Genomic DNA, 23,904 nt, shown 5'->3' on the forward strand with positions numbered 1-23,904 from the left:
CACTTGTATCAAGATGATTGAACCTAAGTATTATTGGAATTGAAATCGCTGCGTACACTACCACTTCGACAGAATTGGTCAATGATTTTATCACTTAAATAGGAGTAATTATTGAACCCCTACAATGAGGCACTTAGGCCAATTAAGTCATAGGTTTGGGCTTGACAGGGGAGTTGAATCTCGATATACTGATAAAATGTGCTGATTGGAAGTATCAGTTTATTTGATGAAAAAAGAAGTGTATGGAGTGGTGTATGGATCAGGTCACCCTGACTAATATCGTCTACGTTACCATATTTTTAATAGGTGCGCTATGTTTCGGTATCGGTCCTATTGTTATCGTTAAACTCTTAAGTCCTTCTTCCCATACTCGACAGACTGCTGGCAAAGCCACGCAGCTGATTGAATGCGGTATGGAACCTATTGGAAGTGCCTGGATACGGTTTGGTATTGTCTATTACCTATATGCCTTAATTTTTCTGGCCTTTGACGTTGATGTCCTTTTTCTGTTTCCGGTGGCTGCAGCCTATAACAGTCCGGAATTTGTTATCAGAGATTTTGTGGAAGTGCTGATCTTTGTAGGTATTTTGTCATTGGCTATTGTTTATGCGTGGATTAAAGGAGTGTTCGAGTGGAACTTGAAAACGTACCGTCATCAATAGTTCAATTCGCCCAGCTTGATAAGTTGCTCAACCTTGGGCGCGCTAACTCTCTTTGGCCGATGACCTTTGGCCTGGCATGCTGTGCCATTGAAATGATGTGCACCGGCGGGTCCCGTTATGATATATCCCGTTTTGGTGCTGAGGTCTTTCGTCCATCACCAAGGCAGAGTGACGTCATGATCGTAGCAGGCACAATCAATAAAAAGTTGGAACCTGCTGTTAAGACACTTTATGATCAGATGTCTGAACCCAAGTGGGTCATCGCGATGGGGAACTGTGCTATCTCAGGCGGTCCTTTTAAGGTGAAGGAAAACTATAATGTGGTTGAAGGCGCTGATAAGTTGTTTCCTGTCGATGTGTATATTCCTGGTTGCCCACCTCGACCCGAGGCTTTGCTCGAAGGAATAATGGCCCTGGAAGAAAAGATCACCGGCAATCGCCGCTGGCCAAGAGTCTGATTACGCATTTGGTATAAGCCGATGAATAGAATAGAGAAAACACAAGTTGCCTTGGCTGCACTTTTTCCGGAAGGGGAGAACGAGCCGGAAACGGTAACGCCGGTTGAAGGGGATGAGGCTGAAGAAGCTGTACAAACCGGGCAAAGACAACCTGGAGTGCAACCAACTCCCTACGAAAAACATGGAAGTCACCTTGATGTGCTATGTGAAAATGAACAGGTTGTTGATATTGCCGGTGTCCTGGATAAAGAAGGCTTTTTCTTAGAAACCATTTCCGGAGTGGACTGGTTAAAGCAGGAGCAACTGGAAGTTGTTTATGATTATACACGTTATGATCATGAGCTGTGTCGGGTGACGGTGCGAACATTTATATCCCGCACAGATCCTGAACTGCCGACCATCTCTTCGGTTATCCCCGGAGCTAACTGGCATGAAAGAGAAACATTTGATTTTTACGGAGTAAACTTCTCCGGTCATCCTGACCTCACTCGTATCCTTCTTCCTGAAGATGCTGATTTTCACCCCTTACTCAAGGATTATATGCCATGACACTCCCTGTCGAATTGCGGCATGATGAGACCTTTGTTCTTAATCTTGGCCCCCAGCATCCTGCCACCCATGGTGTTCTTCGCGTTAAGCTTACCATGGATGGAGAGTATATTGTCAAGGCTGAGCCGGTGCTCGGATATGTCCACCGGATGCACGAAAAACTTGCAGAAGCAGGTAATTTTGCTCAGTTCATGCCGAATACCGCCCGTATGGATTATTTGCATGCGCTGGCGTTTAACCAAGGTTACGCGCTTGTTGTTGAAAAGGCAGCAGGTATAGAGGTTCCTGAACGAGCTGAATATATACGAGTGATAACGGTAGAGCTCAACCGGATTGCCAGCCACTTGTTGTGGTGGGCTGCTTTTTTGCTCGATTTGGGCGGCTTTACTCCACTATTGTATGCCTTTGACGATAGGGAACAAATCCTTGATCTGCTTGAACGGATTACCGGTTCCAGGCTCACATACTGTTACATGCGATTTGGCGGTGTTTATAATGATATTGATGATGAGTTTATCACCGGCACCCGCGATTTTATAAAAAGGCTGCGTTCGCGTATGCCCAGCCTGTATCATGATTTGGTGACCCATAATATTATCCTTATCAAACGGATTAAGGATATTGGATTTATTACTGCAGAGCAGTGTCGAAAATACGGGGCAACCGGTCCAGTGGCTCGTGGTTCGGGAATTGATTACGATGTGCGCAAGAATGAACCCTTCTCTATTTATCCTGAATTAGATTTCGACATACCTGTGTATAACGAATGTGATTCAATGGCTAGATATATGGTACGAATGGATGAAATCGAACAGTCACTTCGTATTATCGAGCAGGCGCTTGACAAACTACCTGACGGCCCTGTTCAGGCAAAGGTGCCGAAGCTGTTGAAACCAGAAGAAGGATACTACTATTCTGCGGTGGAAACGGCCCGCGGTTCTCTTGGCCATCGTCTGATCTGTGATGGTGGCAAGACCCCATATCGACTCAAGCTTCGTTCCCCGACATTCTCTAATTTGAGTTTGTTTGGTGAGGTTGCAGAAGGTATGCTTCTCGCAGATGCCCTGGCTTTTATGGGGAGTCTTGACTTGGTCATTCCTGAGATTGATCGTTAAGTAAGCACAATTACAATTACCTATGGAAACAAGTATCTGGCGTCCAATTTTGTATTTGGTTGGCATAATGGCCTTTGCCGGCCTTAATGCGGCCTACCTCGGCTGGTGTGAGCGAAAAGGAGCTGGTCGTATTCAGCGTCGTCCCGGCCCCAAGGAAGTAGGCTTTGCAGGTTTATTGCAGCCGTTGGCAGACGGTATCAAGCTGATGACAAAACAGCTCATGGTACCTCAGGGGGTGGACGGTATTATTTTCCGGGTGGCTCCTGTTATTGCCATGATCCCTGCCATCACCTCTATGGTTGTTATACCCTTTTCAGGCAATATTCAGGCTCGGGCTATGGAGCTGTCCGTGCTCCTTATATTTGCTTTGGCCTCGCTCGGAATGATGGCCGTTCTGCTTGGTGGGTGGGCTTCGGGAAATAAATATGCAATCATATCATCGGCTCGTGCGGTCTCTCAGAATCTTGCGTATGAGATTCCAATGCTGCTGACAGTGATATCCATCGTTATGATTTCCGGGTCCATGAACCTGCGAGATATTGCAATAGATCAACAAGGCGGATTTTGGCACTGGAATATATTTCGATTTGAGAATGGCCACTTCCTCTATATGTGGATAGGTTTTATCATCTTTTTTATTTGTTCCCTGGCAGAAACAAACCGTGCTCCTTTTGATATGGCTGAAGCGGAAAGTGAGCTCGTCGCAGGTTATATGACGGAATACGGGTCCATGGGGTTTGGTCTGTTCATGATGGGCGAATACCTGAATATTGTTGTTGGGGCCTGTCTCACTGCAACACTGTTTTTAGGAGGCTGGGACTGTCCCTTTGGTTTAACCCCAGGAGTCTGGTGGTTCCTGCTGAAGATCTACGTACTCATTTTTACCGTTATCTGGGTCCGCTGGACCTACCCTCGAACACAGATCTATCGATTGTTAAATCTTTCTTGGAAAATTCTTATTCCGTTTTCCCTTGTCAATGTGCTGGTTACCGCAGCACTCATCAAGGTATTTTAATTATGAGTGGATACTGGAGTGATATTCTGGTCGGCAGTAAAAGCCTGGTGACCGGATTGATGATTACGGCCCGACAATTTTTTCGTCCTGTGGTGACTGAGAATTATCCCTATGAAGTTCCGGAGATGACGGAGCGCTTTAGGGGGCATATTGAGCTCATTGCCAATGAGGAAACTGGTAAACCCAATTGCATCGCCTGCATGGCTTGTCAGAGGGCATGCCCCTCCGACTGTATTTCCGTTGCCGGAAAGAAAATGGAGGGTGAGAAGAAAAAGACGGTTACCAAATATGTACTTGATTTTACCAAATGCAGTTTGTGCGGGTCGTGTGTAGAGAGCTGTAAATTCAATGCTCTTCGTTTTTCCAAGGAATACAACCTTGTCAGTTTTAATAAAGATGATTTCATCATCGACTTGGTCAAGCGATTGGAGGATCAAAACTGATGCAACCACTTGTCTTCTCGCCGACGCCCAATCCAACTCTTTTTTCCGTAGAGGGGATCGTCGGTATCATATTTTTGCTAACTGTGGCTCTTGTTATTTTCGGTGCTCTTGTTGCGGTGAATTCGCACCGATTAGTGCGGGCCGTGTCCGGACTTGCTATTTGCTTCACCGGACTTGCCGGGGTCTATTACTTTTTACTCAGCCCTTTTCTGGCAATGATGCAGCTCTTGATTTATGTCGGTGCTGTATCGATTTTAATTGCCTTTGGGATCATGATGTCGACTCCTGAACAACAAGATCTTCCTGGTAATAAGCACATATCTAAACTCGCTGGTCCTTTAGGATGCAGCGTCGGCGCACTTTTTTTTGCAGGTTTTTCAGTACTGGGACTGAATACGCAGTGGCAGGTTTTCCCTCGTCCTGAAAATGCAAGCGGAGATATAGAAGCGGTTGGCAAGGTACTGCTCACCACACATTCTATGGTATTTGAATTGATTTCCATTGTACTGCTGCTTGCTATTATAGGTGCGTTGGTACTTGCACGAAGAGGGAGGAATTAGCACATGGTACTGCTGAATCTCTACAACTGTTTACAAACCTACTTAGTCCTCGGTGCATTACTCTTTGGATTCGGAGTATATGGTTTGATTGTGCGTAGGACTATTATCGGCATGCTTATCTCTTCGGAGTTTATTCTAGCTGCCGCTTCAACTAATTTCATGGCCTTTAACCGGTTTCTTGCACCTGACCCAACTATTGGTCAGATTTTCACACTGTTCATAATGGCTATAGCAGCGGCAGAAGCTTCAATAGCTATCAGTATCGTGATCGCTGTCTATCGAAACTATAAATCAATTGATGTTGAAGATCTTGGCGATCTACAGGGGTAATCGGAGATAAAACACCATGGACGCTGTTTCCACTACCAATATTGTTGAAAATTCATGTCTGCTGCTTGCAGTGATTATCCCGCTTTTCGGGAGTCTGGTGGTGATGACGTTGAAAAACAATCCGAATCTGCGGGAAGCTATTTCCTGTAGTGCATCGGTACTGCTTTTTATCGTTGTCCTATCCTTTATCCCTGCCCTAAAAGCCGGATCAACCCTAGTCTTTCCCATTTTTAAGATTTTACCGGGATTATCGGTCACGCTTCGTGCTGATGGTTTTTCCATGATCTTTGCTTTGGTGGCTTCCTCGTTATGGGTGATCGCTGTTTTTTACTCGATGGGCTACATGCGAGCCCATGATGAACCATATCAGACCAGATTTAATGCCTGCTTTGCCCTAGCTATTTTTGGAGCCATCGGCGTAGCGTTATCAGATAACCTTTTCACCCTCTATCTCTTTTATGAAATAGTATCTGTTTGCACCTATCCTCTTGTTGCTCACCACCAGGACAAAGAGTCATATGACGGCGCCAGGAAATACATTGTTTATCTGACAACAACCGCTAAATTCTTTTTGCTGCCTGCGCTGATTCTTATTTACGTACTGGTTGGTAATCTTGATTTTCCTCATAACATATTCACCGGTATTATCCCTGCCGATACAAAAGGGTGGATTGTTGTGTTACTTTACGTGTTCTGTATTTTCGGGTTTGCCAAAAACGGCGTGATGCCGTTTCATCACTGGTTACCCGGAGCAATGGTCGCGCCAACCCCTGTTTCTGCTCTTCTTCATGCGGTTGCTGTCGTTAAAGTAGGTGTATTCTGTACCACTAGAACCATGCTGTATGTATTTGGTGTCGATACAATGAATATGCTGAATCTTGGGATACCCACCGCCTATTTTGTCGGGTTTACTATCATTGTCGCATCAGTGATTGCCTTGTCCAAGGATAATTTGAAAGCCAGGCTTGCTTATTCTACTGTCAGCCAATTGTCTTACATTATCCTCGGGGTAGCGTTACTCACGCCACATGCCATTGATGGCGGATTAATCCATATTGTTAATCATGCTTTTTCCAAGATTACGCTCTTCTTCTGTGCAGGGGCTATTTTCATTGCTTCCCATAAAAAATATATATCAGAAATGAGTGGGCTTGGTCGTACTATGCCCTTTACTTTTGGTGCGTTTGCTGTTGCCTCTCTCTCTATGATCGGCGCCCCGCCTGTTGCCGGCTTTGTTACCAAGTGGTATCTCCTTGTTGGCTCCATGGAAGCGCATCAAGTAGGTATACTTCTTATACTTATCGCCTCCACTGTGCTCAATGTCGGTTATTTCGCACCGGTAACCTATAAGGCTTTCTTTGGTAAAAGACCTGCAGGGGAACCTGAGACAGGCATCAAAGAGGCACCACTCAGCATGCTGATTCCAATTCTTATCGCGGTTACTGTTTCTGTAGTTATCGGTATCTTTCCCGGCTTTATGATGCAATTTGTGAAGATGGTGACAGGATGACACAATTTATTGAATATTTGCAAACACATCTCAAGATTTTGGTAGGGGTATGCTATGGCATACTTGTTGTTGTTGTCGGCTTTGCTCTGGTTGTCGACACAAGTCATGCTCACTCATGGGTTGAACAACATATTCCTGCATTCTGGTCGATATTTGGGGCCATCGCTGCAGCGGTGATCATTGTAGTGGCGCGATGGCTTGGTCGTGCCGGGCTTCAAGTACGGACTGATTTTTACGACTGTTGCACAGGTGACAACAGCAATGAGGAAGAGAAATGACAAGCAGCTTCATTCACCCATCATTACTTCTGATTGCCGGCGCACTGGTATTGCCCTTTGTTCGTGGGCCCTTGCGCAGACCCTATCTATTTCTCGTCCCTTTACTGGCTCTGGGTGCAGTAATGCTCAACACCGGTCTCTCAGATACTTTTGGCGTCTATCGCTTTATGGACTGGGAACTGGTTTTTGGTCGGGTTGATAAACTCTCTTCCGTCTTTGCCTGTATCATGGCTCTGATGGCTGTCATCGGTACCCTCTATGGTCTTCACGTTGATAAGGCAGGAGAACACATCGCCGCTTGGTTTTATGTGGCAGGTTCCCTAGGGACAATCTACTGCGGGGATTATCTCAGCCTCTTCTTTTTCTGGGAAATGATGGCCTTTGCTTCGGTTTTTCTTGTTTGGTTCCGCCGAGGTAAGAAAAGTCTGCGTATAGGGTATCGCTATTTGCTTATCCACACCATAGGCGGAATTATTCTGCTTGCCGGAATCATGCTCCGATACCAGGCAGTTGGTAATATTTCCTTTGATCTTATGGATGTTGCCCACCCCGAACTCTACACCTGGCTTATTATGATCGGGTTTGCCCTGAACGCAGCTGTTGTTCCATTGCACTCTTGGTTGCCGGATGCATATAGCGAAGCATCGTTTAATGGTGCAGTCTTCATGTGTGCTTTTACCACCAAAACAGCCGTCTATACTCTTGCCAGAGCATGTGCAGGAATGGAGATACTTATTGTTCTTGGTGTCGCCATGGCCCTTTACGGTGTCATATATGCGGTAATGGAAAATGATATCCGTCGGCTATTGGCTTGGTCCATTGTTTCCCAGGTCGGATATATGGTTGCAGGGGTTGGGATTGGAACCGATCTAGCCATAAATGGTGCAACAGCCCATGCCGTAGTCCATATCCTCTACAAAAGTTTGCTTTTCATGGGAACCGGGTCTGTGTTGTATATGACCGGTAAAACCAAATTCACTGAATTGGGCGGCTTGTACAAAAAAATGCCGGTAACTCTGTTTTTCACCATCATTGGTTGCCTGTCCATTTCTGCTGCGCCCTATTTTGCAGCCTATGTCTCTAAATCAATGATCATTACTGCAGGTTTTGAGGAACATCTGTACGTAACTTCCTGGTTGTTGATGTTTGGTGCCACAGGCACCTTTATATACAATGGCCTGAAACTGCCTTATTTCCTCTTTTTCGGCAAAAATAATTGCAGTGATGAGACATGGGAACGCGCCGGTGATCCGCCAGGGAATATGATGATTGCCATGGCATTGGGTGCTACACTCTGTTTTCTAGTTGGTTCTGCTCCCAGCTTTCTTTACTCCATGCTGCCGTATCCTGTAGATTACGACCCATTTACTGCTTATCATCTCGCTGAAACTTTGCAGATCCTTGGTTTTGCTGCGCTTGTTTTCTTCCTGCTCAAGGGGTTGATGACACCGGTTGATAAAATATGCCTTGATGTTGATTGGTTGTATCGACAACTCGGACGTGGCTTCATGTGGTTGAGCAAGAATCCTATCCAATGGTTTGATACTGCCTGGGGAGAAGCTTATAGGGCTGTAGGCCTTCGCTCTTTGATGACACTGAGTAAATTTTGGTCATGGTTCGATTGGCACGCTATTGATGGTGTTGTCGATGGGTTGGCTCGTTCGGTTCGCGCTCTTGGCGGAAAGGTGAGAGTGCTGCAAAGTGGACAGATTCAATACGTCCTGTTTTATGCAACCAGTCTCGCTGCCGTTGTTGTGATAACATTCATTTTATATCAATTATATTAAGGGGAAGGAGGGAATGGACGTACTACTTATTAAAGAGGGCTTTCCTCTGCTCAGTTTCCTTATTTTTTTCCCGCTGGCCGGCGCCATGGTGCTGCTTGTTAACCCCAAGGAAACCTTTGCTAAGATATGGACCTTGGTCGTTACTACGCTGACAGCGGTTTTTTCGATTCCACTGCTCATAGGATTTGACAGTACAACAGCCAAATACCAGTTTGCCGAACTCTATGCATGGATCCCTCAACTTAGTATCAACTATGTTGTTGGAGTTGATGGGATCTCCATTTTGTTGGTTATCTTGACGACATTTATTATGCCGTTTTGTGTGCTAGCATCATGGAACTATATTTCCACCAGGGTTATTCCTTTCATGTTTTGTCTCCTGATTATGGAAACAGCCATGGTTGGGGTTTTTGTTGCTCTTGACTTTGTCCTTTTTTATATCCTCTGGGAATTTATGCTTATTCCCATGTACCTCTTGATAGCTGTTTGGGGCGGGCCTCGTAAAGTTTATGCTTCGATCAAGTTTTTTCTGTATACCTTGGCCGGTTCGGTACTGCTATTAGTCGCAATCATAGCCTTATATCTGAAAACAGGTAGTTTCTTTATTCCAGATATGATGTGGAATAACTATTCCACCCTTTTTCAGGCGCTGGTGTTTCTTGCTTTTTTTCTCGCATTTGCCATCAAAGTGCCCATGTTCCCTTTTCATACATGGTTACCTGCTGCCCACGTTGAGGCTCCGACCGCCGGATCTGTTATCCTTGCATCGATACTCTTGAAAATGGGAACGTACGGCATGTTGCGTTTTTGCCTGCCGATTACACCGGAAGCAACTTTTCTCTTTGCTCCGTATATTCTATGGCTCTCCATTGCCGGGATACTGTACGGTGGATTCACTGCCCTCGCTCAGCATGATATGAAAAAGTTGATTGCCTACTCTTCTGTCGGCCATATGGGATTTGTGACTTTAGGTATTTTTGTTCTCAATACCAAGGGTGTTGAGGGGGCAATTATGCAGATGATCAACCATGGCGTCACCACCGGTGCTCTGTTTCTTTGTGTCGGCATGATCTATGAGCGAACCCATAGTCGAGAACTCAAGCTGGCAAGCGGAGTAGGGCGGTTTATGCCATGGTATGTTACCTTTCTCGTCTTTTTCTCACTCTCCTCGTTTGCGTTTCCTGGAACGAATTCCTTTATAGGCGAATTTCTGGTTTTAGCCGGTACCTTTGAGTTCAATATAGTACTTGCTTTAGCTGCAATTCCAGGCGCTGTACTTGCTGCTGCATATATGCTTCGCATGCTGCAGAAAATTGTTTGGGGGGGAACTGATAATCCTGATCAGTCGTATCTCACTGATCTTTGCCCACGAGAGATAATCATACTGGCACCTTTTCTTGCTTTTGTCTTCTGGATCGGTCTAGGGCCGCAACCGTTTATTGACCTTATCCATCCATCTGTTGCTAATTTGCTTGATCAATTGCAGCAGTGGCAGCAGCAGAGTGTTGCGCTGGTCAATTTGTAATCTAACAAGATAAAATGCAGAAATTTACCTCCAGTCCTGAAATAATGCTGGACAACGTAGATGAACAATCAAGTAAGGCTTTTTTATGATGGCTATTTTACCTGAACTTGTGCTGACAGCAGGCGCACTCTTTTATTTTGTCGTCAGCCTTTTTAAAACCCCTGATATAAGGCTGCAACGATTGAGCGGCATGGTTATCGGTCTGCTTGTTTTTATTACCGTTTGCCTGACCCTTTCCCAGCAGACTAGCTTGTTCTATGGAGCTTACGCTGTCGACAGCTATTCCCAGATGTTCAAGTTGTTGATCAGTTTCGCCTTTTTCATTGTTGTTATTTTCGGTCAGCACCTTAAAGGAATCAGCGACGAGGTACGGCCCGAATACACCATGTTTTTGTTGCTGAGTGTACTCGGACTGATGATGCTTGTTAGCTCGGTCGAACTCATTGCTATCTTTATTTCGCTTGAACTTTCTTCTTTTGCTCTTTATCTGTTGGTACCTCTTCGTGACGATCGGACCGGTGTCAGGGTTCAGATGGAGGCAGGCATTAAATATATTCTTTTCGGCGTTATGGCTACAGGGTTCCTCCTTTATGGAATGAGTTACCTTTTTGGCCTTACCGGATCAACCTACCTGGTAGATATAGTACCTGCTTTGCAAACCATAGCAAGTCAGCCTGCTGTGCTCATCGCCGTGCTTTTAGTGTTGGCTGGATTTTTCTATAAACTAGGTGTTTTTCCTCTCCATTTTTGGGTGCCGGATATTTACCAAGGGGCGAGCAATGAAACGACCGGTTTTATTGCCACTGTTCCTAAACTCGCGGCAGTTGCGCTTTTAATTCGTTTTATGACCCTGCCCACAGGTCAACCTGATTTTCTTGTCCAACTGTTTTCTGTTATAGCTGTTTGCTCTATGTTCTATGGCAACTTGAGCGCCTTGGTACAGACAGATATAAAAAGAATGCTAGGGTTTTCCGGTATCTCTCATGCTGGATTTATCATGCTGGGGTTACTTTCCATGGGGGCGGATGGGTATGGCTTGGCTGTTTACTATATAGCAGGATATGTGCTGATGAATCTTGCTTGTTTCCTCGTTATTTGTCAGGTTTCCCGTGATGGAGAAAATCTCGCTATCGCAGACTTAGCAGGGCTTCATAAACGTCAACCGCTTCTTGCTATTGTACTTGCTGTCAGTCTTTTTGCCTTGGCTGGTATACCGCCTTTTGTTGGGTTTATGGGCAAGTTTTTCCTGCTCACCTCAGCCCTGCAACAAGGACATCTCATAGTTGTTATATTGGCTGCAATCAACACCGCTATTGCCATCTACTATTATCTTTCGGTTGTCAAAGTTGCCTATACCGACGACCCGGTAGATGAAACAAATGTAAATGTAGAACCAATAGTAAAAATGATCGGTATAGGTCTTGTGCTGATGATCATGTTGATGGGGGCACTTCCCGCAAAACTTATAGAAACTGCCGGGAGTATTGTTCAGACTATTATGTAAGGGAATGAGCAACTGTTGCTTCGGAAGTATAAAAAAAAGAGGTTACCTGATGGTGACCTCTTTTTTTTTGTTGTTTACTCAGTATAGATTATTTATTGCTTAAATGCTCGAGGCCCGGAGCAGGGAACTTTGAACAGAGTGTGGCAACTTGGGCTGCAATATCTTGTTGGAGGTTGATGTTTTCAGGATCAGCAACAATAGCGTTAATCCATTCTCCTGTTTGCACCATTTCTTTTTCGCTAAATCCTCGCGAGGTGACAGCCGATGTTCCTAAGCGTACACCGCTGGGGTCGAAAGGTTTACGCGTATCAAATGGTACGGAGTTGTAGTTTAGCACTATCCCTGCCGCATCAAGAGCTTTAGCAGCAACCTTGCCTGTTACCCCTTTGTTGGTCAAATCTATCAATAACAGGTGATTTTCAGTGCCACCAGTGACCAGGTGAAAGCCTTTGTCAATTAAGGTCGATGCCAGCGTTTTAGCATTGGCAACAATTTGTGCGGCATAGTTTTTAAAACTATCTGTTGACGCTTCTTTTAAGGCAACTGCTATTGCCGCAGTGGTGTTGTTGTGCGGACCACCTTGTATACCAGGAAAAACTGCCTTGTCTATTGCCTGTGCATGCTCCTTTTTACACATGATCATCGCTCCCCTTGGGCCACGTAGCGATTTATGCGTTGTAGTTGTGACTACATCTGCAAAGGGAATAGGTGAAGGATGTGCTCCACCTGCTACCAATCCTGCAAAGTGAGCCATGTCGACCAGTAACAATGCACCAACCTCATCAGCGATTTTCCTGAATTCTTGAAAGTCAGGTATCCTGGAATACGCAGAATGCCCGGCAATGAGAATTTTCGGCATGCATGCTTTGGCCTTGTTTCTAATAGCCTCGTAATCGAGGTTACCTGTACCTTGATCCAGACTATAGGATTCGGCGTGGAAGTATTTTCCAGAAATAGAGACCTTTGACCCATGGGTCAAGTGACCACCATGGGGAAGGGCCATACCGAGAATAGTGTCTCCTGGTTTCAGAAAAGCAAGGTAGACAGCCAAGTTGGCAGGGGAACCGGAATAGGGCTGCACATTAACATGCTCAGCACCAAACAGCTCTTTAGCACGTTTAATAGCGAGATCTTCAATCTGGTCCACATATTGTTGACCTTCGTAATACCGTTTCCCGGAGTAACCTTCTGAATATTTATTGGTAAATATAGAACCGGTTGCCTCCATTACCGCTGAAGAGACATAGTTTTCTGAGGCAATCATCCTTATTTTCTGAGCCTGTCGTAGTTCCTCCAGGCGGATAAGCTCATATATTTCAACGTCATTTTGTTGTAGGTTTTCCATTTTTTCTCCTTGTTTTTCGGTGTTCCGAAAAAGATTGCGATTCTTTTAAATCTATAGGCAATAGCTTTTGTAGCTTGTCGTTACTGTATTGTCCTAAAATGAGTGTGCAGGAAGGTTACATGTTTGCAGACCGCTACTGTACCGGCATGAGGATTGAAAAGTAAAATAGCCTGGCTGATACATTGGTCACATAATAACCTCGCCTATCTTTTACCGTAGAAAATACCTTTTGCAAAGGCCCATTTTCTTCGCATATTTGAGAGAGTACAGCCACACATGAAAATGGAAAATAGGATAAATTCTGCGGTCCATCATTGCTTTTATTTTTCTGATAACTAATTTCTTGGCAGGAGAGGGTATCTTAATTGTTAGCAATTCATTTCCAAGTCAAGGTATGTGATTAATTTTACCATAAGCATATACGTAGTCTTACGCTTACTCCTTAAGATAAACGTTTGAGAATAACGGGGGAAGCGCAACATTCCGGAAGATCCGGCTAAATGGCAATTATTCAGGATAGCCTGGTAGCCTGTCGGATTAAGTAATTTTTTCTGCAATAACTGCGAGTTGAGGAAAAAGGGACCAGTCCGCCCGACTCCAAGAGTTGTAGAATTCAGACGCATGCAATGTTAAACTGATGTCTCTCAAACGAATTGGAGGTGTTCTATGCGCTACTTAATGTTGATACTTATCCTTTTTCATTTTTCGTTGGCTTTTGCTGATGGACGCGATGTTGAGTACCAGGTAGGAGGCGATACTTTTGAAGGGTATTTTATTACTCAGCAATCAAGTCAACCACTGGTTCTACTCGTTCATGATTGGGATGGTGTCACCGACTACGAAAAACGACGTGCTTCCATGCTCAACGAATTAGGTTATGCTGTCTTCGCTATAGATTTATTCGGCAAGGATGTCCGACCAACTGCTGTAGCCGAAAAAAGAAAACTTACCCAGGCTCTTTATAGTGACCGCAAGCGTATGCGAACTCTACTCAATGGTGGTTTGGCTGCTGCAAAACAACTCGGAGCTAATGTCGACAATGCAGTAGTGGCTGGGTATTGTTTTGGCGGTGCTGCTGTTCTTGAGTTCGCCAGGTTTGGTGCGGATTTTAAAGGCTTTGTTACTTTTCACGGCGGGTTAGCAACACCTGACGGCCAGGATTATTCTAAGGTTAAAAGTGAAATTCTCGTCCTTCACGGTACCGCAGATAAAGCAGTAAGCATGGATGATTTTGCAGAGCTTGCTCAAACCCTTGAAGAGGAAGGCGTCAAACACGAGATGATAACCTACAGCGGGGCTCCCCATGCTTTTACAGTATTTGGGTCCGACCGTTATCGTGAGGACGCGGATTTGAAATCATGGCAAAGATTTACATTGTTCTTAGACCAAAATTTGCGAAGCAACTGAGACGACAGGTTGGATATCGATTCGTGAAATAGTGTTTTTGGTGAGTTCTTGAATTGTTTGTTGTGTATTGCTTTGTGAGGAGGATATCGAGGTTTTTTTTGTTATCTCACTTGGAAAATATGACGAGTTGCGTTATGTTAAACAGTTTAAATCATCACTATTGAATCTGTGTGCAAGAGATATCGAAACAGAGGCAAAGAGAAATAGTAATTCAATTTATTATTTTATCCAACAAACCATGAGAAGCGGAAACGCTCGATCTGTATAACTGGTAAGAACCGATATGGGAAAAGAAGCACTTTTTTGCTACGGCACTTTACAATCACCTCTTGTCATGAAAGCGGTTACAGGTACAGCATATGATGGAACGGAAGCAATATTGCATGACTGGGCCAGATACCGTGTTGAAAAAACAGAGTACCCAGGTATCAGGGTTGAAGATGGTGGGGCTGTCTTCGGCAAATTGTATTGGGGAATCGACGAAGAAGCATTTGTTCAACTGGATGCCTTTGAAGGTGATAAGTATGAACGACTCGTTGTGCCCATAACCCTGCCTGATGGTACTGTTCAGGATGCTTGGGCATATGCCTTTAAAAACGAATATCTTAATCTTTTATCCACAGATCCGTGGGATTTTGATCGTTTCATGCAGAATGGGCTAGAGCGTTTTATCAATTGGTTTGTGGAGGATCGCCGGGATCTCTTTGATAGGGGAGATCTTTAAGAAGACGTATCGTCTGCACCGGTTAAGCTTCAAGCCACTCTTTTATCTATTAAAGGGTGGCTTTTTTTTTTGTGTTGGATGCCTGGCCCTGCTGCAGTATTTGCAGCTTTTCTGGAAAACTGAGATACCTAAAGAGACCTATCATTGGGTGAGGCGTTATACTGCACTCTTACCACATCAAGTCATCCGGCACCTGATATTGGGCATAAGGATCCTCTTCGGAAGTTGTCTTTTCAGTGCTGTTAGGTATAGATATAACGCACTTCGGATCACGGGCTTTAATCTTTTCCCCGACAGCAGTGGGGACCAATTCGTATTTTTGGTTCATTTTGACGATAACCAGCTGGCCACTGATTAATTGTTTCTGCACAGCTTCAGAAACATACAAACGCTGCACTTTGTTCCCATCACTGAAATGGTAACGTATTTCTCCTTCCTTTTCCTTGATTTTGTTCTGTTGTATGAGTTGAGCAATTTGTGCTGTGATCGCTTTCTGTTCAGCAGCTAGCTTTTGCTGTTGATTGAGTGCCCGATCCCTGGCCGTTTTTTCAGCTTGTGATTTTTTAGCAACTTGTTGACTCTTTGTCTCTTTGGTTACATTTTTCCCTTTTTTTTGCTTACTCTGCTGGTGCTTTTCTTTTTTTACTTGTTTGGCCTTTTTTGCATCGACCAAGCCCGTCTTTTTCAGCTGATCAAATAATGTGCTGCCCATGTTGATTGCCTCGATTACTGTTTTTTTACAATTTACGATTTTATGATTTCGAGGGTGTTTTGAAAAATCAGAAAATTCATTCAGGTTCGAGGCGCATCCAAAATTCTACCACAGGCATATAAGTGATACCGGAGTCTGCGCTTACCTCCGAGGATAAAATTTTGGATGCAACTAGGAGTTTGGGTGAATTAGCCATTTTTCAAGATAACCTTAAGAAGTAGGTTGCTCAGCACCTATGAAAAGTAACACGCACATAACTCATTTTTCCTTAAGTGCAGTTGACAAAAAAAATCTACGTGACCGATAATTGGAGTAGCAGGGAGGGAAGGCTATAAAAAAAGTGGTAACCATTTCAGTGAATAATTTAAAAACTGTCCATCTACCCTGAACCGTAACTGTTCAGCAGTGCTCCAAATGTTCACAAGCTGACCGATTAGCTATAGATCCGTATGCTGCACGGGCAGGTCGTGGAGAGTAGGAGTGCTGCTGAATAGTTATAAAAAGTGCTTGTCTGGAGAATAATTCAAAGGACCAAATCATATCAACAGAGTCGTTGGATTAGAAGGATATATATGAAGGTTGTCAGATTTTAATTTTTTTCTCTAACGGTAACTCCGGATTAGGCCTGAAAAGAAGTACCATTTTTCCAATAAGCTGGACCAGATCCGCTTGGGTCGATTCGGCAAGCGCCTCTGCCGCTTCCTTTTTGGGCAGTGGGCAATTTTGGCCAAGTTTAATCTTTATTAACTCATGGGCCTGTAAAGCACTTTTAGCAGCTTGAATGAGAGTGGCTGAAATACCTTCCTTGCCGACATAAACAATAGGTTCAAGATGATGGCCAAGACCACGTAATGCTTTTCGTTGCCTGACATTTAATGTGGATTGCTTAGGATCGTTATCACTCATAGTTATTTAATATAAAAGTAAAACTTAATAAATGTTGTAAAAAACGGGACTATGTTTTGCCTGGATTCTTTTTAACTCAAGAGATTGCTGACGATACGGTATCCTCCAACCCAAGTACCAATACTTGAGCCAACGCCGGTAAGAATGAAAACCAGAAAGACTCGTAGCAGTTTGTTTTTCCACCATCCCGTTAAAGAGGAGATATCTTCGCCGACACATTCAAACTCTTTTACCACCGGTGGCTTGGTCATTATTTGAACAAAGGCACAGACATAGCCGGCACCAATCACTGGGGTGAGGCTGGTTATGGGAGCTGCCGCAAAGGCTGAAAAAATGGTTGCAGGATGGGCAAAGGCTAAAAGAGCACCGATTGAAGAAGGGATACCATTGGCCAGCACCCAATAAAGCGCATTGGCGCTGGCTTCACCTGCGCCCTGTTTGAAGCCAATCAGAAGTATGGAAAGTATAATGAGCATTGGAATAGACCAACCTATAAATTTCCATATTTTGGAAACTGGCGGGATGGTATTTATTTCTTCCATTATATGACTATTGTCTTCTTGAATAGTTTTAACTATTCCAGCGACATGTCCAGCGCCCACCACTGCAACGATTCGGTTGCCGATAGCGTCCTTAATTTTTTCGGACATGAAAATATCACGCTCATCAATAAGTGCTCGCTTGGTGTCGGGGAAGGTTTGTCCAAGTTCATCCATTAATTCGGAAAGGACGTCTTTTTTTCTCAGTTCTTTCAGTTTATCTTCATCAAGTTCCGTTTTATCAAAGAGGCTGGCCAGAAGGGTCGAAAATAAATAACTTTTTTTAAAAAAGGAGGTGGCATGCCATGCTCGGCGTAGTGTTACGCGGATGCTTCTATCGCAGAGAGCGACAGGTATCGCCGATTCTTCAGCGGCTTTTGCTGCTGTGAGCAGTTCGGTTCCAGGCATGACGCCCATCTTGCCGCCGAGTTTTTTTTGATATGACGAAAGTATCAAGTTGACCAAGAGAGTGGATAATTGTCTCTTTCGCACAACTTGTTTTAGGTCAAGGTTCTCCCAACGCTGTTTTTTGGAAAGTGCGGCGTACCTTTTTTCATCGAGTTCAATACAGACGGTGTCTGGGGTTTCTGTTTCAATAATCTGTTTGACTAGATCTGCAGATTGTTGGGAAATGTGAGCTGTCCCTACAAGGAGGACGGTCTTTTCTCCAACATGAAGAATGGTGACATCATCAGGGTAATCACCACTGGGAAAGTTTTGTGTAGTCATTGAGTCCGGCGTGGAAAGGATTTGTAGCAGGCTGTCACTGCGCAAGGGAGCCAAGTTGGTTCGCAAAAAATATAAACAGGCAGCATTATACGTGCAGCCCACACTATAAGATGATCTGCACGGAATGCAATGTTGATGCTATTGAAAGTAGAGGCATTTTGAATAATAGCTTTTCAGTCAAGCTTGGCGTTATGTCAAAAAAATATCCACGGAGGAACGCCTTAGACTCCGCAATGAATTATATGCGTTTGCTGATAATTCAAGGTACCCTTGAGAAATAGTTACCCATTTTTAATGACCAACTTGGTTCCCGGGTGAATCAGGTTGTTGGCAAGATTATTCCATTGCCGCAACTGCCTTGCTGAAACCTGAAACTTTTTAGCAATGGTCCAGAGAGAGTCACCGTTTTGAACTTTGTACCAGATGCGGTTGCCCTCTGCGTTACTGCCGGGCCATTTTTTTTGGTCGTTAAGGGTGACGATACTGCCTTTTTTCAGCTGATTTGTTAACGCCATAGAGTTGGTAAAAGAGTTCACACCATTATCAAGAAAGAGGGCGAGATGATGGCCGGCGCGTATCTTACGCACATTTTTTATATCATTCCATTGCATGATAACCGAAACAGGGACGTCATACTGTTTGGCAATTTTAGAAAGGGTCTCGCCACGTTTTAAGGTGTGGAGAATCATCTCGCCGTCTTTACCTGCAGATGCGAAGCGGCTTTCCGGGGTTTCCCCTTTAGCGAGCAATACATATTTTGTTGTCCTGTAAGGGATACGGAGACGTTGCCCGCGCTTTAAAGAGGCTGTTCTCAGGTCGTTGGCCTTGAGCAATATGGTTTTATTGATTTTGTATTTTCTACATACCCCGGTAATTGTGTCCCCTTTACCTACTTTATGCGTTTTGTAGGCGGTAGTGATCACTGGGTGGAGTCGATTAAGGTTTTGGGCAACCAGTTCTTTTGATCCTTCAGGTATTCGCAGCAGATACTCTTTTTTACCTGGAGGGGTTTGGTTTTTTCGTAGCTCATTATTAAGCTTGCGTAGCTTTTCCACACTGGTTGCAGCTGTAACCGCCACTGCGGCGAGGTCGGTGGCAGGAGGGAGTTCGATAGTATCGTACTGTACCGGTTTCTTATAGGGGATGTCGGTAAAACCGTACTTTGCCGGTTCTCTGGCTATGATGATTGCTGCGATGAGTTTAGGTACATATCGCTTGGTCTCTAGTGCAAGGTATCGGTGACTGGCAAGTTGCCAGAAATCCCTGGTTTTATATTTTTTGATCGCCCTGCCGATCTTCCCTTCACCTGCGTTATAGGCTGCTACTGCCAAATACCAGTCGCCAAATTCTTTATGGAGAAAAGAGAGGTATTTTATAGCTGCCTGGGTAGATTTTTTGGGTTCTCTGCGCTCATCTACCCAGGTATCAATACGCAATCCATAATTTCTACCTGTACCGCGAATAAACTGCCATAAACCCGCAGCATGAGCATAGGAGTAAGCAGAAGGGTTGAAGCCTGATTCGATCATGGCCAGGTACACCAGGTCAAGCGGCAAACCAGCTTTTTGTAGTTCAGTCTCTATGTCGTCCTGGTATTGTGTGGACCGCGCAAGCCACCTGCTGAAGTGACGCCTTTGTTTGCCCTGGAATTGATCGAGGTAAAACTGCACCTGTTTATTAATTGTAATAGGAAAGTCGAAGGTGACTTCGTTCACAGGTTGTGGTGTGTTGTCCAGCTTGCCCGGCTCCCATGCGCCTGTTTTTTCGAGGGCGGCAAGTTCTTCTGCAAGCTGTTGTTCCGGCTCTATTTCCAGGTAAGACATTTCTTCTGCTGTCGGTGCACCGGTGTCTTCCTGGTTATGAACGCCTGATTGACGGGAGTCAGCATTGTGGAGAGGGCTGAGTGAAGAACACGCTGAAAGAAGAAAAATACAGATAGGAAAAAGGTAGTGGGTGACAACTCTGTTGGGTAGGGTCATGAAATTTAATATGTGAAGATATGCTGATATTGCTTTGGAATCATATTGTTTTATTTTTCATCAGCGGTATGATTGGGCCAAAATTGACACAATTGCGATTTTATTACCATTGTTTAAGGGCGTTTTACAAGGAAAATCTTGTGGTTAGCCACTGTTTTTCGCCTGACGCAAATCTTAAACGACATTTTTTACACAAGAGCGGTATGCTACGATGTATCTCCTTGCGTATATTTTGCCTATGCCGGGCCGGCCCTTCTCTTTCAATCACTTTTTTTGTTGATTAACTGTTATGTGGAAGTTCTTGAAATATCTTTTTTTCAGTTTGTGTATACTCGGTCTGCTTTTAGCTGGAGGTGTTGCCGGTGGATTGTATTATCTGGTGGTCGTTAACCCGGGGCCGGAAGTGGAAGAGGAATATATAGAGGAAATTCTCGGTCGTGAAAGCCCGGTTTTCTTTCGTGATGGCGAACAAAAACTAGGGGTATTGTTTCAAGATGTGCATCGCCAGTATCTGGCGTATCACGCCATTCCTCAACATTTTATCAATGCCATTGTGGCAGCTGAGGATGATGAGTTCTTTTCTCATTTTGGGGTCGACATCCCGGGAATAGTCCGAGCCATGATTGCCAATATTAAGGCCGGCAGGGTGGTACAAGGCGGGAGTACAATTACTCAACAGACAGCTAAAAATCTATTTAAACGAAAGTCCCGCAGCTACCAAGCCAAATTGAAAGAGCTGCTGTTTGCGCTGCGCCTGGAATATAAATATTCAAAGGAAAAAATCCTGGAGTTTTATAGCAACCAGTTTTTTGTCAGCGGCAATGGACATGGACTGGGGGTAGCCGCCCGCTATTATTTTAATAAGGAACCATATGCTCTTAATTTGTTAGAGTGTGCTTACATTGCAGGCAGCGTTAAGCGGCCGAACTATTACAATCCGTTTACCAAGAGGAACCAGGCAGACCCTGTAAAAGCCAGGCAAAAGGTAGATGAACGGGTAAGATATGTTTTGCAGAAGATGCTTGCAGCGCAAAAGATCACTAAGCAGGAATACGAACAGGCTATCCACAGTGATGTGGCGTTTGAACGCGGTAAGATGGCTTTTCGCCTGAATACCACCATGGATATGGTGAAAGACGGGTTGAGTACGGCCATTATTAAAGAAGCATTGGAAGACCATGGCGTATCCAATGTATCCACCTCCGGGGTCAGGGTCATCACCACTATCGATAAGCAGATTCAGGAGCAGACTTTGTACGCTCTTAGGCGTCAGTTGTCTTTGCTTGACGTCCGACTGCGAGGCTACAACAGAGAGGAGGTGCAGCAGGAATATCGTGAACTGGAGTATGCCGGAGATACAGAGTTGCTACCTGGTGCATTTGCGTTTGGGGTTATTGATGAAGTCCGTGAAAATAAATCAACAGGATTTTACGCCAGTATCGATATTGGTGAAGGTAAGGCAACTGTCGTCTTGGATGAGGCTGGTCTTAAAAGAATGATAGCGGCCTTGGCAAAGTTTAATAAGAATCGCTGGTCTGAACCTGATAATAAGGATCGCCGTAAGCTGATAAAACAGCTGCAACCTGGAGACGTTGTGTATGTCAGTATCAGGCCGTCCGAAGGAGAGGGGCCGTTGCGGGGAGATCTTGAGCGTTATCCAAAGGTCGAAGGCGGCGTTATGGCCTTGCAACAAGGAGCTGTAAGGGCGATGGCTGGTGGTATGACTGATCGTTATTTCAATCGAGCCATTGATGCGAAACGATTAATGGGGTCTACCTTTAAACCATTTCTTTTTGCCGCTGCGCTGCAGCTCGGGTGGAGCCCTGTTGACATGCTTTCCAATCAACGGGATGTGTTTGTGTTCATGAACAGACCTTATTTCCCCAGACCTGATCATAACAGTCCCCATGATGTTGTCTCTATGAGCTGGGCTGGAGTAGAATCTGAAAATCTTGCGGCCGTGTGGCTCCTGTATCATCTTACTGACCACCTGTCACCGTTGCACTTACGCGAGGTTGCCAAACAGGTGGAAATGGCCCCCATGGCCAATGACGGCGTCGTCGAAAATTATCAGCATTTTAAGCAGCGGATAAGAGATGATTTTGGGATTGTGGTTAACGGTAACGTGCTTAAGGAAGCGGCCTTTGATAAAGCCAGAAAGAATCTTCGCGCAGATTTTTTATTCGACAACCGGTTTGATGAATACAAGCTGGTTGAACAATTAGACTATGGTCTTTATTATGACCGCTTCAGGGAGCAGATCAAAGAGTTGCTGCAGGATAAGTCACTTTCATCGTACACACGAAAAGACCTCCATTTACAGCGGGATCTGTTGGATGATACTTATTTAAGCCTTGCCGGAACTATCGACCAACTGAACGTATATCGTCGCTATGTAGAAGCTGAAGCGCGGCAAGGCGCTAATTGGTTTGGGGGCACACTTGCCGGCGATTTTCAGATGCCTTCGGGCTTTTTAGTACAGGATCAAAACGGTGGGGTACACTATACATCCGGTCACCGCGATCTGAAAGACCGTCAGTGGACCCGGTGGCCGATTGAGCAGGTGATAAGTTTCTTGCAGACTTTAAACGCAAGCCAGCTCGACATTTTTTGGGAAGGCGTTCACTTGGAGGGGAGTGTCACTGTAGGATCCTATAAGCAGTTGCAGGAACAGATTACGATCGAAGAAAATACGTTATTCGCCCTTCGTCCATACTCTCTGGAAGTTTTGACCGAGGTTCGTGATTACAGGATTATGCTCGGTCTCCAGTATCTTGTCCGGTTGGGTTATGCATGCGGGATTGAAAGCAAACTGGAACCTGTGCTCTCTTTTCCACTGGGATCGAATGTGGTTTCCTTGCTGGAAATAACCAGAATGTACGAAGCACTCGTTACCGGGAATAATTTTGTTATTGCAGGACAAAATGGTGAACGTATCAGTGATGAGGATTCAACTGCAGATAGAAACGGCCTGGCAATTATCGAAAGGATAGAGGCTCCGGACGGAGAAGTTATTTATCAACAGACAGTGACTGCTCAACGAGTTTTTGATCAAGCGACGGTTGCAGCGGTTGGTAATATTCTGGAAAACACCGTGCTCCACGGAACCGGAAAGTATGCCCACAAGACGGTTAGGCTGCACAGTAACAATCCCGATCGTGAACAAGAGTTGGCAGATTTTAATCTGCCGGTACCGTTGCTGGGGAAAACCGGGACTGCAAACAGGTATCGTAATGCCTCCTTTCTTGGGCATGTTCCAGTTTTGGGCGAGAGTAATGAATCGTTTATGAGCGTAGACAACGGATATACTGTGGGGGTGTATGTCGGGTATGATAACAATGCACCCATGATCAAAGGGACGACCAGGATTACAGGCGGGCAGGGGGCGTTGCCGGTCTGGAGTAAGGTGGCGGAAACACTGCTGCAAAGCGAAAATGTCGGAGAACGACTGGACGTGGTAGACCTGGCTTTTAATGGCCTGTTGTTGCAGTATCCTGATGTGGGGCAGCTTTTTCTCCCTGTCGAGCCGGATAAAGGGGGGCTGTTGAAGAAAGGGGGCGGTGGCAAGCAGCAGACCACCCCACCATCCTTTCCCTGTAGCCTGGGATTCGGACACTTTTTACAAAATGAGCATTTTGAACCGGTCCGTAATTTCCATCCGTTTTGGGACTACAAATTTGATGATCGGAAGCAACAGCTAGAATCCAACTAAGAATATGTTCCTTTTTCCGGGAGTGGTCGACTGATTATACTATCGCAAGACAGGCGAGGCCCTGTCCCTTGTGCAAATACAGGATTTTCGATGTTTCTGCAGAAAGCGATTGTCC

The 23,904-nt window shown here is 44.9% G+C and carries 21 protein-coding genes; 16 read left to right on the forward strand and 5 right to left on the reverse strand.

What is annotated here, in order from left to right; all coding sequences use genetic code 11:
- Positions 1 to 254 precede the first annotated feature (254 nt).
- The 13 genes from JWH17_RS02765 (at position 255) to JWH17_RS02825 (ending at position 11,736) form a co-directional block, all read left to right on the forward strand.
- On the forward strand, positions 255 to 662 hold the full coding sequence (locus tag JWH17_RS02765; protein ID WP_205221026.1) for an NADH-quinone oxidoreductase subunit A: 408 nt from the start codon (positions 255 to 257) through the stop codon (positions 660 to 662).
- Complete coding sequence (locus JWH17_RS02770; protein ID WP_205221027.1) at positions 632 to 1,120, forward strand: NADH-quinone oxidoreductase subunit B; 489 nt, start codon at positions 632 to 634, stop codon at positions 1,118 to 1,120. The genes JWH17_RS02765 and JWH17_RS02770 overlap by 31 nt, the downstream gene beginning before the upstream one ends.
- Before the next feature lie 21 nt (positions 1,121 to 1,141).
- Positions 1,142 to 1,669, forward strand: coding sequence for an NADH-quinone oxidoreductase subunit C (locus JWH17_RS02775; protein ID WP_205221028.1), 528 nt, complete (start codon positions 1,142 to 1,144; stop codon positions 1,667 to 1,669).
- Positions 1,666 to 2,784, forward strand: coding sequence for an NADH-quinone oxidoreductase subunit D (locus JWH17_RS02780; RefSeq protein WP_205221029.1), 1,119 nt, complete (start codon positions 1,666 to 1,668; stop codon positions 2,782 to 2,784). Before JWH17_RS02775 ends, JWH17_RS02780 begins: the two co-directional genes overlap by 4 nt.
- A 22-nt stretch (positions 2,785 to 2,806) precedes the next feature.
- A complete protein-coding gene (gene nuoH / locus JWH17_RS02785) occupies positions 2,807 to 3,799 on the forward strand; it encodes an NADH-quinone oxidoreductase subunit NuoH (protein ID WP_205221030.1) in 993 nt (330 codons plus the stop codon).
- A gap of 2 nt (positions 3,800 to 3,801) precedes the next feature.
- Positions 3,802 to 4,242: a 4Fe-4S binding protein gene (locus tag JWH17_RS02790; RefSeq protein ID WP_205221031.1), complete on the forward strand. Its 441-nt coding sequence runs from the start codon at positions 3,802 to 3,804 to the stop codon at positions 4,240 to 4,242.
- Positions 4,242 to 4,802, forward strand: coding sequence for an NADH-quinone oxidoreductase subunit J family protein (locus JWH17_RS02795; protein ID WP_205221032.1), 561 nt, complete (start codon positions 4,242 to 4,244; stop codon positions 4,800 to 4,802). The genes JWH17_RS02790 and JWH17_RS02795 overlap by 1 nt, the downstream gene beginning before the upstream one ends.
- Positions 4,803 to 4,805: 3 nt before the next feature.
- Positions 4,806 to 5,132, forward strand: a complete 327-nt coding sequence (nuoK, locus tag JWH17_RS02800) for an NADH-quinone oxidoreductase subunit NuoK (RefSeq protein WP_205221033.1) — start codon at positions 4,806 to 4,808, stop codon at positions 5,130 to 5,132.
- A gap of 16 nt (positions 5,133 to 5,148) precedes the next feature.
- Complete coding sequence (locus JWH17_RS02805; protein WP_205221034.1) at positions 5,149 to 6,642, forward strand: monovalent cation/H+ antiporter subunit D family protein; 1,494 nt, start codon at positions 5,149 to 5,151, stop codon at positions 6,640 to 6,642.
- On the forward strand, positions 6,639 to 6,920 hold the full coding sequence (locus tag JWH17_RS02810) for a hypothetical protein (protein WP_205221035.1): 282 nt from the start codon (positions 6,639 to 6,641) through the stop codon (positions 6,918 to 6,920). Before JWH17_RS02805 ends, JWH17_RS02810 begins: the two co-directional genes overlap by 4 nt.
- The gene (locus JWH17_RS02815; protein WP_205221036.1) at positions 6,917 to 8,707 is read left to right on the forward strand and encodes a Na(+)/H(+) antiporter subunit D; all 1,791 of its coding nucleotides are present in this window, start codon (positions 6,917 to 6,919) and stop codon (positions 8,705 to 8,707) included. Before JWH17_RS02810 ends, JWH17_RS02815 begins: the two co-directional genes overlap by 4 nt.
- A gap of 13 nt (positions 8,708 to 8,720) precedes the next feature.
- A complete protein-coding gene (locus tag JWH17_RS02820; RefSeq protein WP_205221037.1) occupies positions 8,721 to 10,232 on the forward strand; it encodes a complex I subunit 4 family protein in 1,512 nt (503 codons plus the stop codon).
- 85 nt (positions 10,233 to 10,317) lie between these two features.
- A complete protein-coding gene (locus JWH17_RS02825) occupies positions 10,318 to 11,736 on the forward strand; it encodes an NADH-quinone oxidoreductase subunit N (protein WP_232370844.1) in 1,419 nt (472 codons plus the stop codon).
- Between the two features lie 88 nt (positions 11,737 to 11,824).
- Here JWH17_RS02825 and glyA read toward each other — a convergent pair whose 3' ends face one another.
- Positions 11,825 to 13,081 (reverse strand): serine hydroxymethyltransferase, encoded by a 1,257-nt coding sequence (gene glyA, locus JWH17_RS02830; protein WP_205221038.1) that lies wholly within the window; start codon positions 13,079 to 13,081, stop codon positions 11,825 to 11,827.
- Positions 13,082 to 13,747: 666 nt separating this feature from the next.
- On the opposite strand from glyA, the gene JWH17_RS02835 reads away from it, so the two are divergent.
- Both JWH17_RS02835 and JWH17_RS02840 read left to right on the forward strand, forming a co-directional pair.
- A complete protein-coding gene (locus JWH17_RS02835; protein ID WP_205221039.1) occupies positions 13,748 to 14,488 on the forward strand; it encodes a dienelactone hydrolase family protein in 741 nt (246 codons plus the stop codon).
- Positions 14,489 to 14,771: 283 nt separating this feature from the next.
- On the forward strand, positions 14,772 to 15,212 hold the full coding sequence (locus tag JWH17_RS02840; protein WP_205221040.1) for a gamma-glutamylcyclotransferase family protein: 441 nt from the start codon (positions 14,772 to 14,774) through the stop codon (positions 15,210 to 15,212).
- A 169-nt stretch (positions 15,213 to 15,381) separates the two neighbouring features.
- Here JWH17_RS02840 and JWH17_RS02845 read toward each other — a convergent pair whose 3' ends face one another.
- The 4 genes from JWH17_RS02845 to JWH17_RS02860 form a co-directional block, all read right to left on the reverse strand.
- Positions 15,382 to 15,924, reverse strand: a complete 543-nt coding sequence (locus JWH17_RS02845; RefSeq protein ID WP_205221041.1) for a DUF2058 domain-containing protein — start codon at positions 15,922 to 15,924, stop codon at positions 15,382 to 15,384.
- A 582-nt stretch (positions 15,925 to 16,506) separates the two neighbouring features.
- Complete coding sequence (yhbY, locus tag JWH17_RS02850) at positions 16,507 to 16,830, reverse strand: ribosome assembly RNA-binding protein YhbY (protein WP_205221042.1); 324 nt, start codon at positions 16,828 to 16,830, stop codon at positions 16,507 to 16,509.
- A 71-nt stretch (positions 16,831 to 16,901) separates the two neighbouring features.
- The gene (locus tag JWH17_RS02855; protein WP_205221043.1) at positions 16,902 to 18,098 is read right to left on the reverse strand and encodes a TraB/GumN family protein; all 1,197 of its coding nucleotides are present in this window, start codon (positions 18,096 to 18,098) and stop codon (positions 16,902 to 16,904) included.
- 281 nt (positions 18,099 to 18,379) lie between these two features.
- Positions 18,380 to 20,077 (reverse strand): LysM peptidoglycan-binding domain-containing protein, encoded by a 1,698-nt coding sequence (locus JWH17_RS02860; protein WP_205221044.1) that lies wholly within the window; start codon positions 20,075 to 20,077, stop codon positions 18,380 to 18,382.
- Between the two features lie 301 nt (positions 20,078 to 20,378).
- Here JWH17_RS02860 and JWH17_RS02865 point away from each other — a divergent pair, with 301 nt between their 5' ends.
- Entirely contained in the window at positions 20,379 to 23,789 is a 3,411-nt protein-coding gene (locus JWH17_RS02865) for a transglycosylase domain-containing protein (protein ID WP_205221045.1), read from the forward strand.
- The last annotated feature ends 115 nt before the right edge of the window (positions 23,790 to 23,904 follow it).

It is taken from the genome of Desulfogranum marinum (assembly GCF_016918565.1).
GTDB lineage: Bacteria > Desulfobacterota > Desulfobulbia > Desulfobulbales > Desulfobulbaceae > Desulfogranum > Desulfogranum marinum.

Excerpts from the sequence above, each read along its gene's own strand:
- JWH17_RS02840 (WP_205221040.1), top strand. The coding sequence starts at position 14,772 with ATGGGAAAAGAAGCACTTTTTTGCTACGGCACTTTACAATCACCTCTT.
- JWH17_RS02855 (WP_205221043.1), bottom strand. The coding sequence starts at position 18,098 with ATGACTACACAAAACTTTCCCAGTGGTGATTACCCTGATGATGTCACC.
- glyA (WP_205221038.1), bottom strand. The coding sequence starts at position 13,081 with ATGGAAAACCTACAACAAAATGACGTTGAAATATATGAGCTTATCCGC.
- JWH17_RS02810 (WP_205221035.1), top strand. The coding sequence starts at position 6,639 with ATGACACAATTTATTGAATATTTGCAAACACATCTCAAGATTTTGGTA.
- JWH17_RS02860 (WP_205221044.1), bottom strand. The coding sequence starts at position 20,077 with ATGACCCTACCCAACAGAGTTGTCACCCACTACCTTTTTCCTATCTGT.
- JWH17_RS02815 (WP_205221036.1), top strand. The coding sequence starts at position 6,917 with ATGACAAGCAGCTTCATTCACCCATCATTACTTCTGATTGCCGGCGCA.
- yhbY (WP_205221042.1), bottom strand. The coding sequence starts at position 16,830 with ATGAGTGATAACGATCCTAAGCAATCCACATTAAATGTCAGGCAACGA.
- JWH17_RS02775 (WP_205221028.1), top strand. The coding sequence starts at position 1,142 with ATGAATAGAATAGAGAAAACACAAGTTGCCTTGGCTGCACTTTTTCCG.
- JWH17_RS02790 (WP_205221031.1), top strand. The coding sequence starts at position 3,802 with ATGAGTGGATACTGGAGTGATATTCTGGTCGGCAGTAAAAGCCTGGTG.
- JWH17_RS02825 (WP_232370844.1), top strand. The coding sequence starts at position 10,318 with ATGATGGCTATTTTACCTGAACTTGTGCTGACAGCAGGCGCACTCTTT.
- nuoK (WP_205221033.1), top strand. The coding sequence starts at position 4,806 with ATGGTACTGCTGAATCTCTACAACTGTTTACAAACCTACTTAGTCCTC.
- JWH17_RS02780 (WP_205221029.1), top strand. The coding sequence starts at position 1,666 with ATGACACTCCCTGTCGAATTGCGGCATGATGAGACCTTTGTTCTTAAT.
- JWH17_RS02820 (WP_205221037.1), top strand. The coding sequence starts at position 8,721 with ATGGACGTACTACTTATTAAAGAGGGCTTTCCTCTGCTCAGTTTCCTT.
- JWH17_RS02845 (WP_205221041.1), bottom strand. The coding sequence starts at position 15,924 with ATGGGCAGCACATTATTTGATCAGCTGAAAAAGACGGGCTTGGTCGAT.
- JWH17_RS02835 (WP_205221039.1), top strand. The coding sequence starts at position 13,748 with ATGCGCTACTTAATGTTGATACTTATCCTTTTTCATTTTTCGTTGGCT.
- JWH17_RS02805 (WP_205221034.1), top strand. The coding sequence starts at position 5,149 with ATGGACGCTGTTTCCACTACCAATATTGTTGAAAATTCATGTCTGCTG.
- JWH17_RS02795 (WP_205221032.1), top strand. The coding sequence starts at position 4,242 with ATGCAACCACTTGTCTTCTCGCCGACGCCCAATCCAACTCTTTTTTCC.
- nuoH (WP_205221030.1), top strand. The coding sequence starts at position 2,807 with ATGGAAACAAGTATCTGGCGTCCAATTTTGTATTTGGTTGGCATAATG.
- JWH17_RS02765 (WP_205221026.1), top strand. The coding sequence starts at position 255 with ATGGATCAGGTCACCCTGACTAATATCGTCTACGTTACCATATTTTTA.